The sequence below is a fragment of the Bacillus cereus genome, from assembly GCF_002561295.1.
Classification (GTDB): domain Bacteria; phylum Bacillota; class Bacilli; order Bacillales; family Bacillaceae_G; genus Bacillus_A; species Bacillus_A cereus_S.
Genome location: NZ_NTUG01000005.1, coordinates 450,563 through 464,536, shown reverse-complemented (window position 1 = coordinate 464,536; position 13,974 = coordinate 450,563). Strand labels below are relative to the sequence as shown.

The window sequence follows — 13,974 nt, the reverse complement described above, 5'->3', positions numbered from 1 at the left end:
ATTTCATGTTGCATCGTTATCTTCCAATGACAGAAGAAGACAAAAAAGAAATGTTACAAACGATCGGCGTTCAAACGATTGATGAATTATTCTCTGATATTCCAGAGAGTGTTCGTTTTAAAGGGGATTTAAAGATTAAAGAAGCAAAATCAGAACCAGAGCTTTTAAAAGAGCTAACTCAAATGGCTAGTAAAAATGCGAACTTAAAAGAATATGCTTCTTTCTTAGGAGCAGGTGTATACGATCATTACGCTCCAGTCATTGTTGATCATGTGATTTCTCGTTCGGAATTTTATACAGCTTATACACCATATCAGCCGGAAATTTCACAAGGGGAATTACAAGCGATTTTTGAATTCCAAACAATGATTTGTGAATTAACGGGAATGGATGTAGCAAACTCCTCTATGTATGACGGAGGTACAGCTTTAGCAGAGGCGGCAATGTTAGCAGCTGGTCATACGCGCAAAAAGAAAATTCTTGTTTCTAAAGCAGTACATCCAGAATCAAGAGCAGTACTTGAAACATATGCAAAAGGTCAACATCTTGAAGTTGTTGAAATTGATCATAAAGACGGTGTAACAGATTTAGATGTATTACAAAGTGAAGTAGATGATACTGTCGCTTGCGTAATCGTTCAATATCCAAACTTCTTCGGGCAAGTAGAAAAGTTAGCTGATATTGAGAAAATTGTTCATCAGCAAAAATCATTATTTATCGTTTCTTCAAATCCATTATCATTGGGCGCTTTAACACCACCAGGTAAATTTGGTGCTGACATTGTAATCGGTGATGCACAACCATTCGGTATTCCAACACAGTTTGGTGGACCACACTGCGGTTATTTCGCAACAACGAAAGCATTTATGCGTAAAATTCCAGGGCGCCTTGTTGGACAAACTGTGGATTCAGACGGGAAACGTGGTTTCGTATTAACACTGCAAGCTCGTGAGCAACATATTCGTCGTGATAAAGCGACATCTAACATTTGTTCAAACCAAGCATTGAACGCATTAGCAGCATCTGTTGCGATGACAGCGCTTGGAAAACAAGGTGTGAAAGACATGGCACGCCAAAATATTTCTAAATCACAGTATGCAAAACGTCAATTTGAAGCAAAAGGTTTCACAGTAACATTTGCTGGACCATTCTTTAATGAATTTGTTGTCGATTGCAAACGTCCTGTACAAGAAGTAAATGATGTATTAGTACAAAAGAACATTATTGGTGGCTATGATCTAGGTCGTGATTATAAAGAGTTAGCAAATCATATGCTTCTAGCTGTAACAGAGCTTCGCACAAAAGAGGAAATTGACACACTTGTAAATGAAATGGGGGCTATCCAATGAAGAACCAAGACCAAGCACTTATTTTTGAAGTGAGCAGAGAAGGACGCGTAGGATATAGCTTACCCCAATTAGATGTAGAAGAAGTGAAGTTAGAAGATGTATTTGAGAGCGATTATATTCGCGTGGAAGATGCTGAGCTTCCAGAAGTATCTGAACTTGATATTATGCGTCATTACACAGCGCTTTCTAATCGTAATCACGGCGTTGATTCTGGATTCTATCCACTAGGGTCTTGTACGATGAAGTACAATCCAAAGATTAACGAAAACGTGGCACGTTTCCCAGGCTTTGCACACATTCATCCGCTTCAAGATGAAAAAACAGTGCAAGGTGCAATGGAATTAATGTATGACTTACAAGAACATTTAATTGAAATTACAGGTATGGATACTGTTACACTTCAGCCAGCAGCTGGGGCACATGGAGAATGGACAGGATTAATGTTAATCCGTGCATACCATGAAGCAAACGGTGACTTTAACCGTACGAAAGTAATTGTTCCTGACTCGGCGCATGGAACAAATCCAGCATCTGCAACAGTAGCAGGGTTTGAAACAATTACAGTAAAATCAAATGAGCATGGTCTTGTCGACTTAGAAGACTTAAAACGTGTTGTGAATGAAGAAACGGCAGCACTTATGTTAACAAATCCAAATACACTTGGTTTATTTGAAGAAAACATTTTAGAAATGGCAGAAATCGTTCATAATGCAGGTGGTAAATTGTATTATGATGGTGCGAACTTAAATGCAGTATTAAGTCAAGCACGCCCAGGAGACATGGGATTTGACGTTGTGCATTTAAATCTTCATAAAACATTTACAGGTCCGCATGGCGGCGGTGGCCCAGGTTCTGGCCCAGTAGGAGTGAAAGCTGATTTAATTCCGTTTTTACCAAAACCAATTTTAGAGAAAACAGAAAATGGTTATCACTTTAATTACGATCGCCCACAAGCAATCGGACGCGTGAAACCATTCTATGGTAACTTTGGTATCAACGTTCGTGCATATACGTATATTCGTTCTATGGGTCCAGATGGACTGCGTGCAGTAACGGAATATGCTGTATTAAATGCAAACTATATGATGAGAAGATTAGCTCCTTTCTATGATCTTCCATTTGATAGACATTGTAAGCATGAATTTGTATTATCCGGTCGTCGTCAAAAGAAACTTGGTGTACGTACATTAGATATCGCAAAACGTCTCCTTGATTTTGGCTACCATCCACCAACAATTTACTTCCCATTAAACGTGGAAGAATGTATTATGATTGAGCCAACAGAAACAGAATCAAAAGAAACATTAGATGGCTTCATTGATAAGATGATCCAAATTGCAAAAGAAGCAGAAGAAAACCCAGAGGTTGTGCAAGAAGCGCCACATACAACGGTAATTAAACGTCTTGATGAAACGATGGCTGCTCGTAAACCAGTTTTACGTTACCAAAAGCCAGCGCCTGTACAAGTTTGATTGGATATGAAATAAAAAGAACTCGCTATCCGCGGGTTCTTTTTTTGTGGAGAATTTGTGTAGAGGTTATGAAAATCATGTAAATAATTTTTATATTTTATGTAATAGTAGGGAAGAAAGCTGATTTTTAGGCTTTTTTGTTGAAAAAGTCGGTTTGATAAAATTGTGTATTTTTGTTAGAATTTTATTGAAATTAAGAGGGTGTAATGAGGGAGAGTTAACTCATTTTTATGTATATGTGAAAAAACGAACAATTTGGGGTGAGAGAATGGGCTATAAGTGTTACAGGATGGTGTATCATTTAGAAAACGGTAAAACGATTAAGGATATAAAAGAATTTTGTTATCGGGATCATGGGAAAATGTTAGAGCGTGTAGCACATCGTGTAATGGATAACGTAGAAGTGACAGCAATTGATAAGCAAGGAACAATTATTTCAATAGCTTGCGATGACATTGTAAAAGTAGAACTCGATTATATAAAAGAAAGTTAACCTTGAGTCATATCGAATTATTCGATAAAATATACTGTTGAATGGTGAAGTGAGAAGAGAGGAGTTTATCATGGGTAGTACAAGACACTTTTATATGTTTATTTTAGCGTTTGTACTTGTTGCGGCATTAACGGTATATTTAATTGTTGATAGCAGCTGGTACAATGCGGTACATCCGGCATTTCTTATTTTTATGTATGTAGGAATTGCGGTTGTTAGTTTTGGGATGAGAGATGAAATGTTAGATCGCTTTGAGAAGTGATACATATACGAAAGACCAACAGGAAAATGTTGGTCTTTTTTTCTTGCCGAAAATAGGTTTTTTTGTATATACTGTACATATAAGATATATACAGTATATACACAGTGGAGGGAAAAATGGATATTATCATTTCAAATTCATCCCCAGATCCAATTTATGAACAAATTAGTAAGCAGTTAAGGCAACTTATTTTAAATGGTCGTTTAAAGGGGGGGGACCAATTACCGTCTATTCGCGTATTAGCGAAGGAATTACAAATTAGTGTAATTACGACGAAGCGTGCGTACGAGGAGCTTGAAAAAGAAGGGTATATAGAAACTGTCGCTGGGAAGGGGACTTACGTTTCACGTAAAAATAATGAACGATTAAAAGAACAGCGGCTACGTCTATTGGAAAGTAAAGTTGAAGAGATTGTAAATGAAAGTAAAGTGTTGCAGCTTTCACTTGAAGATTTACAGCAGATGATTGCGTTTTTATATGAGGGGGAATAAGAATGATGTTAGAGCTAAAAAGCGTTTGTAAAAGTTATCAAGATTTCTCAGTGAAAAATATAAGCTTTACATTGCCCCGTGGATATATTATGGGATTTGTTGGACCGAATGGAGCTGGGAAAAGTACGACCATTAAAATGATAATGAACTTAGTAAAACAAAATAGTGGGGATATTATGATTTTTGGGAAAGACAATCAAAAAGCAGAGAAGGAAATTAAACAAAATATCGGATTTGTGTATGATGAAAATCACTATTATGAAGAGTTAACATGTGAGCAAATGAAGCGTATTATTGCACCTTTATATAAGAATTGGGATGAAGTGCAATATCAAACATATATGGAGAGATTACAAGTTCCGAACGATAAGAAGATTAAGCAGTTATCAAAGGGGATGAAAATGAAATTTGCAATTGCGATGGCGCTATCGCATCATGCAAAGCTTATCATTATGGATGAACCAACATCAGGATTAGATCCAGTTGTTCGCAGTGAACTGCTTGATATTTTGCAAGAGATTGTAATGGAAGAAGAAGTATCCGTACTATTCTCCACGCATATTACAGCTGATTTAGAGCGAATTGCTGATTATATTACATTTATTCACGAAGGTGAAATTATCTTTACGGGAGAAAAAGACGAAATATTAGAAAAACATGTGATTGTTAAAGGAAGTAATGATTTATTAGATCGAGAAGGAAAAGAATTATTTGTTGGATTACGAAAAAATAAGTTTGGTTTCGAAGGTTTAGCGAAGGATAAGCAAGCGATTGAAGATTGGTTTGGGAGTGAAGTTGTACTGGAGAAACCAACTTTAGATGATATTGTTGTGTATACGGCGAAGGGGAGGGGTGCTTATGCGTCAGCTCGTATATAAAGATTTATTCTTTTTTCGAGTGATGTGGTTAGTTTATCTAATTATGCCTCTGTTGTTCTTTTTATTTGATGCAAGTGGTGAAATATTATTTCCGATGAGTTGTCTATATATTACTCTTTCCTCGGTTATGGTAGTAATTGTAATGGATGAAAGGAATAAAAGTGACATTATTATAAATAGTTTACCGCTAAACCGAAAGGATATCGTTATTGCTAGATATATTTCCTCTGGAATATTCATTGTAGGCGGCATGATTTCAACTATGGTAGTTGTTTTTCTTATAAGAGGCATCGCTGTCATTAGTGATATCGGTGCATACCATTCTAATTTGTATATTGAAATCTCATGGTATGCGGTCGTAAGTGGAGCTATTAATTCATTGGTGTTTGTTGCGGCATTTTTCCCTAGTTATTACGGTACAAAATCAAAGGTGGCCCGAAGTATAGTGACAGGAGCATCAATGGCAGTTGGTGGAATTGCTTGGCTTTTTCTGGGAGATGGGCTGGATGAAAATGTACCTTCATTTATTGATTGGATTATGACCCCTTCACATATTGGCGTATTTATAGTTGGAGTGATTATATTAGCTAGTGTATATATCGCTTCTATGTTTATTACGATTAAAATTTATGAAGCACGTGATTTATAAAAACAGGAAGGGGGATACATATGAAACAACTGCTTATGAAAGATCTTATTGTACAAAGGAATTTGTTCATTTGGTATATCATGTATCCTTTTTTATTCTATATGGCAACGCACGATAACCATAGTACATTCACACTTACGACAGTTATTATTCCAGTTATGATAGTCATAAGGACGTTTTATAGTGATGAAAGAAATGAAAGTGAAAAGATGTTGAATAGTCTGCCGATATGTAGAAAACAAATGATACAGGCAAAGTATGTGTTTGCTCTAACTATTTTAATGATAAGTGTCATTATTGCTTACTTTACAGTAGGTATTCAATTAAGAATGGAAACAGTAGATTTCATAAAGATGACAGTTGTACCTAGTATGAGTATTAGTTTCATTATTTTTAGTTTCATGTTGCCAATGTATTTTATGTTAGGTTATCAAAAAACGTTTATTATGACCCTCTTTCTTTTAATAGCGCCAATATTTATTCTTGAGGTGTTCTTTAAAGTAAATATCAAGCAGGTCAGCTTTAATAGTGGTTTTTTATTTATGGGGACAATTTGTGTGCTGTTGTTATCGATGTTGGTTTGTACGAAATTGTATGAACGAAGAGATTTATAAAAAGGGCGACAGAATAGCATTACATGTCATGCTTTCATCTATATTAGTACATACATGTTTGGTGTTCGAAGGGTTTTATGACCTGAAAAGGGGAAAAGACTTACATTGAAAAAGGTGTCTCATCACAAGACACCTTTTTCAATGAGGAAAATAACAAAGGAGTAATTTATAAACAGAAACGGTGCTTGGCATATCTTTTGGTGCATGTAAAATTAGGCTAAAACATAGTACAAAGAAAAGAAATAAGAAGAATAACAATAGAATATGTTTATGTATGGAATTTTGCATATAACCAGCTCCTTGGGGATAGTATGTCCAACAGCTTTGGAAATATGAATAAATCTCAAAAAATGGGAGAGTGATGAAATGATGAGAAAACGGAAATCTGTAAGAAAAATGCTATATGGAGTTGGAGTAATTTTCTTTTCTTTAGGTCTTATGTTAATGGGATTTTACAGTGATCTTAATTTGTTTGGACATACAAATAAACTTGCTGGAGTTAGCGTCTTTATTTTGGGAGTATTATGTTTGATTGTATCTAATTTCTTTCGGGCACCAAGAAACAAAGAAGGGTAAATAAAAAGGACAGTTACTTCTTTTCAGAATAACTGTCCTTTTTAAATACTTTGTTCCAAAGCTTGGCGATGCTCCATATCATTACAATCATAATGGAAGCGATAATCGACCAAGCGATAGATGCAATTTCAAGTGCCATGTTAGGAAGGAATGTAAGAATGGATAATACTTTATGAAACAGCCATTCTATTATATGAAAACTCATTTGCAATAGAATGGCGATCCCAAGTGTGATCCATGTTAATATTTGTTTTCCTTTCTCTTTCCACATGACATTCACCTCACATTAGCTTAATAGTTTTAAGCCGACTGCACCGCACAGAATGCAGCTTAAAAAGGCAAGGCGACGCCAATCAGCAGATTCGCGGAAAATAAGAATACCTAGAAGTGCACTTCCAGCAGTTCCGATTCCAGTCCAAATTGCATAAGCTGTTCCCATCGGTAATGTGTCCATTGCAAGTGATAAGAAGAAGAAACTTACGCCGAAATTAGCGATTAAAATAACTTTTGGTGCCCAGCCTTTCTTTTCAGTGGCTACTTTCATAAAGAGTACACCAATAATTTCACAAATACCAGCTAGAATTAAAAATACCCAAGCCATGTTATGCAGCCTCCTTCGCTTCTTTTTCTTCTGTTACTCGCTTTAAGCCGATTACTCCGAAGAAGATTAAACCAATTAATAAAACTTTTACGATAGAGAAAGTTTCTCCGAAAATGAAAATTTCGGTAAGAACGATGCCACCTGCTCCGATACCTGTAAATACAGCGTACACGGTGCCAACAGGTAAATCTTTATAAGCTCTAAATAATAAAACGAAACTAATCCCAATTAATAAAGCGACACCTATCCATTCAAGTGGTGCCTCCGCGTGTTTGAGTCCAATCACCCAAAAAATTTCAATAATACCAGCTAAAATTACATAAATCCATGCCATATATGAATTCTCCTTCCTACCAGTCGTTAGGTAAAGGGCTGAAAAACGACGCATTGCGATTTGCAATCCGTCATTGTGAAAGCCCGCGCCAAAATACTTTCCAAGAAGCGTTTAAACGGGTCTCAAAGCGATTTAAGCCAGCGAATAATAGTTCAACCATAAGACCGTCAATTAAGCATAAATAAGCCTCTAAAGCGTCTTTTATTTCAATGTTATGCAGTTCACCTTGTTCGTTTGCTCGTTTGAATACAGGAAATAAAAGCTCTCTGATGTTTTCAATGTGAGCATTTGCTTTTTCAATAATTTGTTCGCGAAATGCATCAGGCGGAAAATAAGAAGTGCGTAACCAAAACATTGATTCTTCACTTTCACCAAAACGCTTTGCGTAACCTTTCAATAAGTTTACAAGCAATGCTTCAGTAGATGATTCTGAAAACTTCTCCATATCATCTGTAAAGCATTGTAAGTCTTTTTGCAAGGCTGCTTCTAAGCAGATGAAATATAATTCTTCTTTTCCTTTAAAGTGTGCGTAAATCGATGGTTTTTTAATCCCGACCTCTTGAGCAATATTTGCTAATGAAGTCCCTTCGTAGCCGTAGCGTGCGAAATGAGAAAGTGCTACAGCTTTAATGCGGTTTGCTGTCATTTTCATCCCCTACCTACCGTTCGTTAGTTTGATTATAAAAGATGATAAAATGAAAGTCAATAAGTGAAATGACTAAAAAGAGCACTGCATGTTGTGCTCTTTACACAGTTTGTCGTTGGAGTAATCGGAAGGGAAGTTCTTCTGACTTACCTATAATTTTTTCGTTCTGTATTTGCGTATGGAATAAAGAAAAAGCGCGAGCTCCCATCGTTAATCCAGGATGTTCAATTGTTGTAATCTCTAATGCTTTTGAAATCTCATGATTATCGAAACCGAGAATAGCGAGATCTTCTGGTACGCGTATTCCATGCTTCTTTGCTTCAGTTAATAGGCCAGCTGCCACTTGGTCGTTAGCAGCAAAGATGGCAGTTGGACGTTCTTCCATATTTAAAATACGATGCAAAACATTTGCGCCATCTTGTATTGTGTAGCATTGATAAAACATCCAATCTCGTTGAACCCTTTTTTGTGCTATGTGAAGAGTATCAAAAAAAGCTTTTTCACGCTGTTTTGTATTTACGCTACTTTGTCTTGCTAAACAAACTCCAATTCGTTCATGCCCTTTATGCAATAAATATTCTGTTCCAATGCGAAACCCTTCATAATGATCGACATACACAGATGAAATAAGAGGGTGTGTCATTTTTTCACATGAGATGACAGGGGCAAACGTTGCAAAAGGTTCAATTTGCTTCCATGAGCTTGTTCGAGAGCAAATAATCATACCATCAAATTGCTTCATTTTCATCATTTCTAAAACGCGAATTTCCTCTTTACTATCGTAATTTGTTTGACATAGATTTATATGATAACCAGCAGCTAATGCTTCGTTTCCAATTCCTTCAATGAGGGTACTAAAGTAAGGTAAATTGATAAAAGGAAGCATGACCCCCACTGTAAATGTTTTTCCTCTTAGTAAATGAACTGCATTTATATTTTTTGCGTAATTTAATTCTTCAACCGCATCTAAAACGCGTTTTCGCTTTTCATCGCTGACATAGGGATGGTCATTTAGCACGCGCGAAACCGTCGTGATAGATACGCCAGCGGTTTTTGCAATCTGTTTTATATTTGCCATAGGTATCACCTCTTCGTTTATTATAAAGGCAAATAGAGAGGAATGGAAAAATAGTGAAAAGGGCTTGACCTGAAAAGCTTTTCACAAACTATGTTATAAATAAGTCTTTTCTTTATTCGCGTGACCGTTTTGGGCGTAAGAGTAAAGAAAAGTCTTTTTTTGTCTAAACAAGTACCGTATGTCAAAATAAAGGAGAAAGTTTTCAAAGGGAGAGTGAATGAATGAAGCGAATATGAAAAACTATAGTAACGCTTTGTTCGCAGAAGGAGCGATGAAAGGGCGGAAACAAATTGAAAAAAAGAATCATTTGTTTCGTGTTTTCTAGTATTTTGCTTAGCTCATGTTCATTCCAACAAACAGTGAAAGAAGAAAAACAATTCATGGAAGGTACGGATGGAGCTTTAGATCGTGTATTCGATTCTATATCGTTAAAGAATGCAAAAAAATATTTTCCAACTTCGTTCAAAGTACCGACAATTTTACCATATGAAGTGAATGATGATGTGACTGCATCGGTAAGAACAATTGGTAAGAAGAATGCTGTTGTAACGGTGAAATATAAACAACAGGAAAAAGGGCGGAAGGAGTATATGGAATTAACAGTTGCGAATTTTTCCTATAGTTTTCCTTACATTGTGGAACAAAATCGATTTCATGCAAAAATGAGGTTGGATAATGGCTCAGCTGCTTACTTTAAAAATAGGGATGAGGGTGAGCATGGGGAAGAATTTGCGACACTCATATGGAAAGAAAAAGGTATAGAATATCAATTGTTATATCGTAATGCAGAATCAAAGGATGAGGAAGTAATAAAGCAAAATTTATTGTATATTGCGAACAACATGGAAGAAAAGAACTAGCATGAGTCATGCTAGTTCTTTAAAATATTATTTCTTTTTAATTTTTCCTGTCCAAGATTTAAATCCGCCTTGTAATTGGTAGAAATCTTTATAACCTTGTTTTTTTAGATATTGAGCCGCGCGTCCTGTACGGAATCCACTTTGACAGTACAAATAAACAGGTTGGTCTTGACGTAGTTCTTTGTAGCGCATACGAATTTGTGATAATGGAATGTTACGAGCACCTAAAATATGACCAGCGTTAAATTCATCTGCTTCACGAATATCGATAAGCTGTGCTTTACGGTAACCAGCACGAAATTCTTCTTCTGAAAGTGTTTTAATTAATTTCTTCTGATAGAAAAACATCCATACAGAGTAGCCGATGAATGCTAGAACTACGGCTAGTATAATAATTAAGTTTGTTGACACGATTCTATCGCTCCCTTTTTTCTAATCCTACTTTCAATATTATAATGCTCGTATGTATTTATGCAACAGGTTCGTTTCGTTATGAGAAGAAATTTCGTATTCTTTCACAAATTTTGTCGAATTTGTTAGACTAGAGATTGTGAAAAATAATTGGTTATATGAGGTGCAGGATGGGAAAAGAAAAATGGTGTTATATTAACTCTGGTCAATGTTCACCAGCATTTAATATGGCGTTAGATGAATGTTTGTTAAATTGGCAAAGTGAAAAGAAAATGCCACCAACAATTCGTTTTTATGAATGGGAAGTGCCAACATTAACAGTGGGGTATTTTCAGCGGGTAGAAAAAGACATCAATATGGATGTAGTAAAAGAGAAAAAATATGGATTTGTTCGCCGTCAAACAGGTGGTAGGGGCGTATTACACGATAAGGAATTAACATACAGTGTGATTGTATCTGAGGATCATCCCAATATGCCAAAAACAGTGACGGAAGCTTACCGTGTCATTTCGCAAGGGTTACTAGACGGGTTTAAGGCATTGGGGTTAGAAGCATATTATGCGGTTCCCAAAACAGAGGCAGATCGTGAAAATTTGAAAAATCCACGTTCAGGTGTATGTTTTGATGCGCCGTCTTGGTATGAAATTGTTGTGGAAGGAAGAAAAATTGCTGGAAGCGCGCAAACGCGCCAAAAAGGAGTTATCTTGCAACATGGTTCAATCCCACTAGAAATAGATTTAGATGAGCTGTATGATTTGTTTTTATTCCCGAATGAGCGAGTAAAAGAACGTATGAAGAGTATGTTTTCTTCTAAAGCGGTTGCGATTAATGCATTAACAGATCGTACGTTTACAATTGAACAGTTAATTGGAGCGTTCCATACTGGATTTGAAAAAGGTTTAGATGTTGAGCTTGTTCCCTATGAATTAACAGAAGAACAGCTTCAAGAAGTGCAAACGTTAGCAAAAGAAAAGTATGAAAGTCATGAATGGAATTATAAAAAGTAAGGAGATGGCATGTGCCATCTCCTTGTTTTATAGTAAATTTAATACTTTTTCAACTTTAATTCCTTTTTCTTGTAAAGAACGAAGGCGACCTACAACATCCATAATTTCTTTATCAAAAGTAACGCTAATACCCTGGCTTTGTAATTCTTCTTTTAAATTTTCAATAGAATCATCTATGTCGATGCCAAGCTCGTAATCCTGACAAACTTCAATTGTTTTTTTCACGAGTTTAACATAATTTTCTTGTAGTTTTGAGTTTGTTTCAGTCAAAGCAGGCTGCTTCGGTTTTGCAGGAGCAACAGGTGCTGCCTCTTGCTTTGTAACTGGAGTTGGCACTTCTTTTTTTATAGGTGCTGGAGTAGATAGTTCCACAGCTGCTTCTATACTTACTGGCTTCGGTGTCGGTACCGGAGTAGGCTTAGGTGCTACAGCAGGTGTTTCCACACGCGTAACAGGCTTAGGAGCAGGGGTAATTGCTTTTGGCGCTTCTACAACTACTTCTTTTTTCGGCGTGGCTTCTACAGGTGTTTCTTCTTGCTCAGTAGCTTCTTTATTTTCTTTACTCCACATAACGCGTTCAATTTCTAGAGAAACATTATTTTTGTTCATTGCTGTTAATGTAACTTTACCAACTTCAGCGTTACCTGTGAAATCAACAATTTTATAAATAACACTCTTGTTCCAATCCACGTTTCCGCTCAAAAATAATTCTTCGTTACATTTCGGCGTTAAGCCCTCGATTTTAATTTCTGCGTTTACACCGTTTTCACTATATACCATAATTAGCGAAGCATTTACATCTTCGTCTGCTAACATTAGTTCACGTACCATTTTGCCGGTGCGTACTTGCGTTTTCTTCTTAACTGACATCAAATTTCTCCTCTCAAAAATTCAGTAATATAAAAAAATCGTATAACGAAAAATAATTGCTCACGAAGATTTATGATACCGATAATAAAAGCATCACGTCAACAATTAACTTTAATTATTTTGCATTTTTCTTTTTTTCTTTATGAAATTTTTCAATTTGTAAAATTAGACAAAAGAAAAACAGCCCTTTTGGAGGCTGTTAAAAGTTTACGCGTCGATAAAAAAGTTTATAAAAAAGATACAATATGATGGCAAGGGACGCCCCAATCCAAGGAGAAAGCTGATAATTAAAAAATGGATGCTCTATAAAGAATAAAGAAATAGTAATAAGTATAAACCATGGGCTTTGTTGGAAAATGAATCCCTTTATACGTTTCCAATTACTCGTGTGGTGGTTAAATAAATCCCCTTTTATAAAATCAAATACAAAACGAATAAGAAGTTGTATTGCAATAAGGATTACAAATATAAAGATAAGATTTACATGTACAGATTGGAATCGTTCGTTGTTAGAGAAAAAAGGCAGAATAAAAGCAGCGAGAGAATTGATAGCGAAAAATATAGCGAGTAAGTAACTACCCATAAATGCAGGTGTTGCTATACGTTGCCAACTATTTTGTTTTGGAAGTGCAGTGATAATTTCATCACAGTAAGCTTGTAGGTCATTTCCGAAAATATCATAAGCATTTTTATTTTCTTCTTGTGCATCAAGCAAATGATCTAAAATCTCTAATAGCAGTTCTTCTACTTGTTGCTCCGGAATATTAGCTAATCGGATGTATACTAACATATCTCCATAAGCAGCCTCGTTTTCTTTAGTTAACAATGCGCGTTTTTTATTATTTAATTCAATCATGTCTTTCGCTTTCATCCGTCTCACTCTCCTTGTAATAATAAATTATTTACCGTCGTCGAAACCATCCCCCAGCTCTTTTTAAACTCTTCTAGCTGTTCGAACCCTTTGTCCGTTACATGGTAATATTTTCGCTTTGGACCAAGGCTTGAAGTTTTTAATGTGCCGGCAATAAGTTTTTCTTTTTGCATTCGTAATAAAAGGGGATAAATGCTCCCTTCGCTTACGAATGTAAAACCATGTTGGTTTAATTTCGTACTTAGTTCGTACCCATACACTTCTTCTCGGGAGATGATGTATAAAATGCATCCTTCGAGCACACCTTTTAGCATTTGACTATGCATGAGTTCACCACTTTCTAGTAACTTGTTGTGCAAGATAGCTGTTATCCGAATTATAACATCCAGTAACTTGCGTAGCAAGCTACTGGATTGAAAAACTTTAGATAACGTTGTAAATCTTTAGTTTATTATTTTAACCGAGAAGACCCCCCTCCTCTAAACGAAGTGAAGGTGGGGGGAGTTCGATTA

20 protein-coding genes are annotated in these 13,974 nt (G+C 36.0%); 11 read left to right on the top strand and 9 right to left on the bottom strand.

Going from position 1 to position 13,974, the window contains the following annotated elements; translation table 11 throughout:
- The first annotated feature begins 5 nt into the window (after positions 1–5).
- The 9 genes from gcvPA (at position 6) to CN373_RS05915 (ending at position 6,784) form a co-directional block, all read left to right on the top strand.
- Complete coding sequence (gene gcvPA / locus CN373_RS05960) at positions 6–1,349, top strand: aminomethyl-transferring glycine dehydrogenase subunit 1 (RefSeq protein ID WP_000903243.1); 1,344 nt, start codon at positions 6–8, stop codon at positions 1,347–1,349.
- Entirely contained in the window at positions 1,346–2,821 is a 1,476-nt protein-coding gene (gcvPB, locus tag CN373_RS05955; RefSeq protein WP_000795707.1) for an aminomethyl-transferring glycine dehydrogenase subunit 2, read from the top strand. The genes gcvPA and gcvPB overlap by 4 nt, the downstream gene beginning before the upstream one ends.
- Positions 2,822–3,089: 268 nt before the next feature.
- Complete coding sequence (locus CN373_RS05950; protein WP_098358946.1) at positions 3,090–3,314, top strand: DUF3929 family protein; 225 nt, start codon at positions 3,090–3,092, stop codon at positions 3,312–3,314.
- 70 nt (positions 3,315–3,384) lie between these two features.
- Positions 3,385–3,576, top strand: coding sequence for a hypothetical protein (locus tag CN373_RS05945; RefSeq protein ID WP_000535932.1), 192 nt, complete (start codon positions 3,385–3,387; stop codon positions 3,574–3,576).
- A 116-nt stretch (positions 3,577–3,692) separates the two neighbouring features.
- Positions 3,693–4,067 carry a GntR family transcriptional regulator gene (locus tag CN373_RS05940; protein WP_098358945.1) on the top strand — a complete coding sequence of 125 codons (375 nt, stop codon included), beginning with the start codon at positions 3,693–3,695 and terminating at the stop codon, positions 4,065–4,067.
- A 5-nt stretch (positions 4,068–4,072) separates the two neighbouring features.
- Positions 4,073–4,945 carry an ABC transporter ATP-binding protein gene (locus CN373_RS05935; protein WP_098358962.1) on the top strand — a complete coding sequence of 291 codons (873 nt, stop codon included), beginning with the start codon at positions 4,073–4,075 and terminating at the stop codon, positions 4,943–4,945.
- The gene (locus CN373_RS05930) at positions 4,926–5,594 is read left to right on the top strand and encodes an ABC-2 transporter permease (RefSeq protein ID WP_001249569.1); all 669 of its coding nucleotides are present in this window, start codon (positions 4,926–4,928) and stop codon (positions 5,592–5,594) included. Before CN373_RS05935 ends, CN373_RS05930 begins: the two co-directional genes overlap by 20 nt.
- Positions 5,595–5,614: 20 nt before the next feature.
- A complete protein-coding gene (locus CN373_RS05925) occupies positions 5,615–6,208 on the top strand; it encodes an ABC-2 transporter permease (protein WP_098358944.1) in 594 nt (197 codons plus the stop codon).
- A gap of 366 nt (positions 6,209–6,574) precedes the next feature.
- Positions 6,575–6,784: a hypothetical protein gene (locus CN373_RS05915; protein WP_098358943.1), complete on the top strand. Its 210-nt coding sequence runs from the start codon at positions 6,575–6,577 to the stop codon at positions 6,782–6,784.
- Positions 6,785–6,797: 13 nt separating this feature from the next.
- Here the strand turns inward: CN373_RS05915 and CN373_RS05910 are convergent, their stop codons facing one another.
- The 5 genes from CN373_RS05910 to CN373_RS05890 form a co-directional block, all read right to left on the bottom strand.
- The gene (locus CN373_RS05910) at positions 6,798–7,055 is read right to left on the bottom strand and encodes a DUF3975 family protein (RefSeq protein WP_098358942.1); all 258 of its coding nucleotides are present in this window, start codon (positions 7,053–7,055) and stop codon (positions 6,798–6,800) included.
- A 15-nt stretch (positions 7,056–7,070) separates the two neighbouring features.
- Entirely contained in the window at positions 7,071–7,385 is a 315-nt protein-coding gene (locus CN373_RS05905; RefSeq protein ID WP_000312621.1) for a DMT family transporter, read from the bottom strand.
- Position 7,386: 1 nt separating this feature from the next.
- Complete coding sequence (locus CN373_RS05900) at positions 7,387–7,719, bottom strand: DMT family transporter (RefSeq protein WP_098358941.1); 333 nt, start codon at positions 7,717–7,719, stop codon at positions 7,387–7,389.
- Between the two features lie 70 nt (positions 7,720–7,789).
- Positions 7,790–8,371, bottom strand: a complete 582-nt coding sequence (locus CN373_RS05895; RefSeq protein ID WP_002057734.1) for a TetR/AcrR family transcriptional regulator — start codon at positions 8,369–8,371, stop codon at positions 7,790–7,792.
- Positions 8,372–8,465: 94 nt separating this feature from the next.
- Positions 8,466–9,443: a LacI family DNA-binding transcriptional regulator gene (locus tag CN373_RS05890; protein ID WP_001273994.1), complete on the bottom strand. Its 978-nt coding sequence runs from the start codon at positions 9,441–9,443 to the stop codon at positions 8,466–8,468.
- Between the two features lie 314 nt (positions 9,444–9,757).
- Here CN373_RS05890 and CN373_RS05885 point away from each other — a divergent pair, with 314 nt between their 5' ends.
- Positions 9,758–10,303 (top strand): DNA polymerase III subunit delta, encoded by a 546-nt coding sequence (locus tag CN373_RS05885; protein WP_111901823.1) that lies wholly within the window; start codon positions 9,758–9,760, stop codon positions 10,301–10,303.
- Positions 10,304–10,330: 27 nt separating this feature from the next.
- Here the strand turns inward: CN373_RS05885 and CN373_RS05880 are convergent, their stop codons facing one another.
- The gene (locus CN373_RS05880; RefSeq protein WP_000106210.1) at positions 10,331–10,714 is read right to left on the bottom strand and encodes a rhodanese-like domain-containing protein; all 384 of its coding nucleotides are present in this window, start codon (positions 10,712–10,714) and stop codon (positions 10,331–10,333) included.
- 170 nt (positions 10,715–10,884) lie between these two features.
- Here CN373_RS05880 and CN373_RS05875 point away from each other — a divergent pair, with 170 nt between their 5' ends.
- On the top strand, positions 10,885–11,721 hold the full coding sequence (locus tag CN373_RS05875; protein ID WP_000514068.1) for a lipoate--protein ligase family protein: 837 nt from the start codon (positions 10,885–10,887) through the stop codon (positions 11,719–11,721).
- 27 nt (positions 11,722–11,748) lie between these two features.
- Here the strand turns inward: CN373_RS05875 and CN373_RS05870 are convergent, their stop codons facing one another.
- The 3 genes from CN373_RS05870 to CN373_RS05860 form a co-directional block, all read right to left on the bottom strand.
- The gene (locus CN373_RS05870; protein WP_000111922.1) at positions 11,749–12,591 is read right to left on the bottom strand and encodes a hypothetical protein; all 843 of its coding nucleotides are present in this window, start codon (positions 12,589–12,591) and stop codon (positions 11,749–11,751) included.
- 199 nt (positions 12,592–12,790) lie between these two features.
- Positions 12,791–13,462 carry a DUF1129 family protein gene (locus CN373_RS05865; RefSeq protein ID WP_000644725.1) on the bottom strand — a complete coding sequence of 224 codons (672 nt, stop codon included), beginning with the start codon at positions 13,460–13,462 and terminating at the stop codon, positions 12,791–12,793.
- 5 nt (positions 13,463–13,467) lie between these two features.
- Positions 13,468–13,788 carry a PadR family transcriptional regulator gene (locus CN373_RS05860; RefSeq protein ID WP_098358939.1) on the bottom strand — a complete coding sequence of 107 codons (321 nt, stop codon included), beginning with the start codon at positions 13,786–13,788 and terminating at the stop codon, positions 13,468–13,470.
- Positions 13,789–13,974: the final 186 nt, after the last annotated feature.

Coding starts and splice junctions, on each gene's coding strand:
- CN373_RS05945 (WP_000535932.1), top strand. CDS start 3,385: ATGGGTAGTACAAGACACTTTTATATGTTTATTTTAGCGTTTGTACTT.
- CN373_RS05875 (WP_000514068.1), top strand. CDS start 10,885: ATGGGAAAAGAAAAATGGTGTTATATTAACTCTGGTCAATGTTCACCA.
- CN373_RS05935 (WP_098358962.1), top strand. CDS start 4,073: ATGTTAGAGCTAAAAAGCGTTTGTAAAAGTTATCAAGATTTCTCAGTG.
- gcvPA (WP_000903243.1), top strand. CDS start 6: ATGTTGCATCGTTATCTTCCAATGACAGAAGAAGACAAAAAAGAAATG.
- CN373_RS05905 (WP_000312621.1), bottom strand. CDS start 7,385: ATGGCTTGGGTATTTTTAATTCTAGCTGGTATTTGTGAAATTATTGGT.
- CN373_RS05940 (WP_098358945.1), top strand. CDS start 3,693: ATGGATATTATCATTTCAAATTCATCCCCAGATCCAATTTATGAACAA.
- CN373_RS05925 (WP_098358944.1), top strand. CDS start 5,615: ATGAAACAACTGCTTATGAAAGATCTTATTGTACAAAGGAATTTGTTC.
- CN373_RS05860 (WP_098358939.1), bottom strand. CDS start 13,788: ATGCATAGTCAAATGCTAAAAGGTGTGCTCGAAGGATGCATTTTATAC.
- CN373_RS05895 (WP_002057734.1), bottom strand. CDS start 8,371: ATGAAAATGACAGCAAACCGCATTAAAGCTGTAGCACTTTCTCATTTC.
- CN373_RS05930 (WP_001249569.1), top strand. CDS start 4,926: ATGCGTCAGCTCGTATATAAAGATTTATTCTTTTTTCGAGTGATGTGG.
- CN373_RS05910 (WP_098358942.1), bottom strand. CDS start 7,055: ATGTGGAAAGAGAAAGGAAAACAAATATTAACATGGATCACACTTGGG.
- gcvPB (WP_000795707.1), top strand. CDS start 1,346: ATGAAGAACCAAGACCAAGCACTTATTTTTGAAGTGAGCAGAGAAGGA.
- CN373_RS05900 (WP_098358941.1), bottom strand. CDS start 7,719: ATGGCATGGATTTATGTAATTTTAGCTGGTATTATTGAAATTTTTTGG.
- CN373_RS05865 (WP_000644725.1), bottom strand. CDS start 13,462: ATGAAAGCGAAAGACATGATTGAATTAAATAATAAAAAACGCGCATTG.
- CN373_RS05915 (WP_098358943.1), top strand. CDS start 6,575: ATGATGAGAAAACGGAAATCTGTAAGAAAAATGCTATATGGAGTTGGA.
- CN373_RS05870 (WP_000111922.1), bottom strand. CDS start 12,591: ATGTCAGTTAAGAAGAAAACGCAAGTACGCACCGGCAAAATGGTACGT.
- CN373_RS05950 (WP_098358946.1), top strand. CDS start 3,090: ATGGGCTATAAGTGTTACAGGATGGTGTATCATTTAGAAAACGGTAAA.
- CN373_RS05890 (WP_001273994.1), bottom strand. CDS start 9,443: ATGGCAAATATAAAACAGATTGCAAAAACCGCTGGCGTATCTATCACG.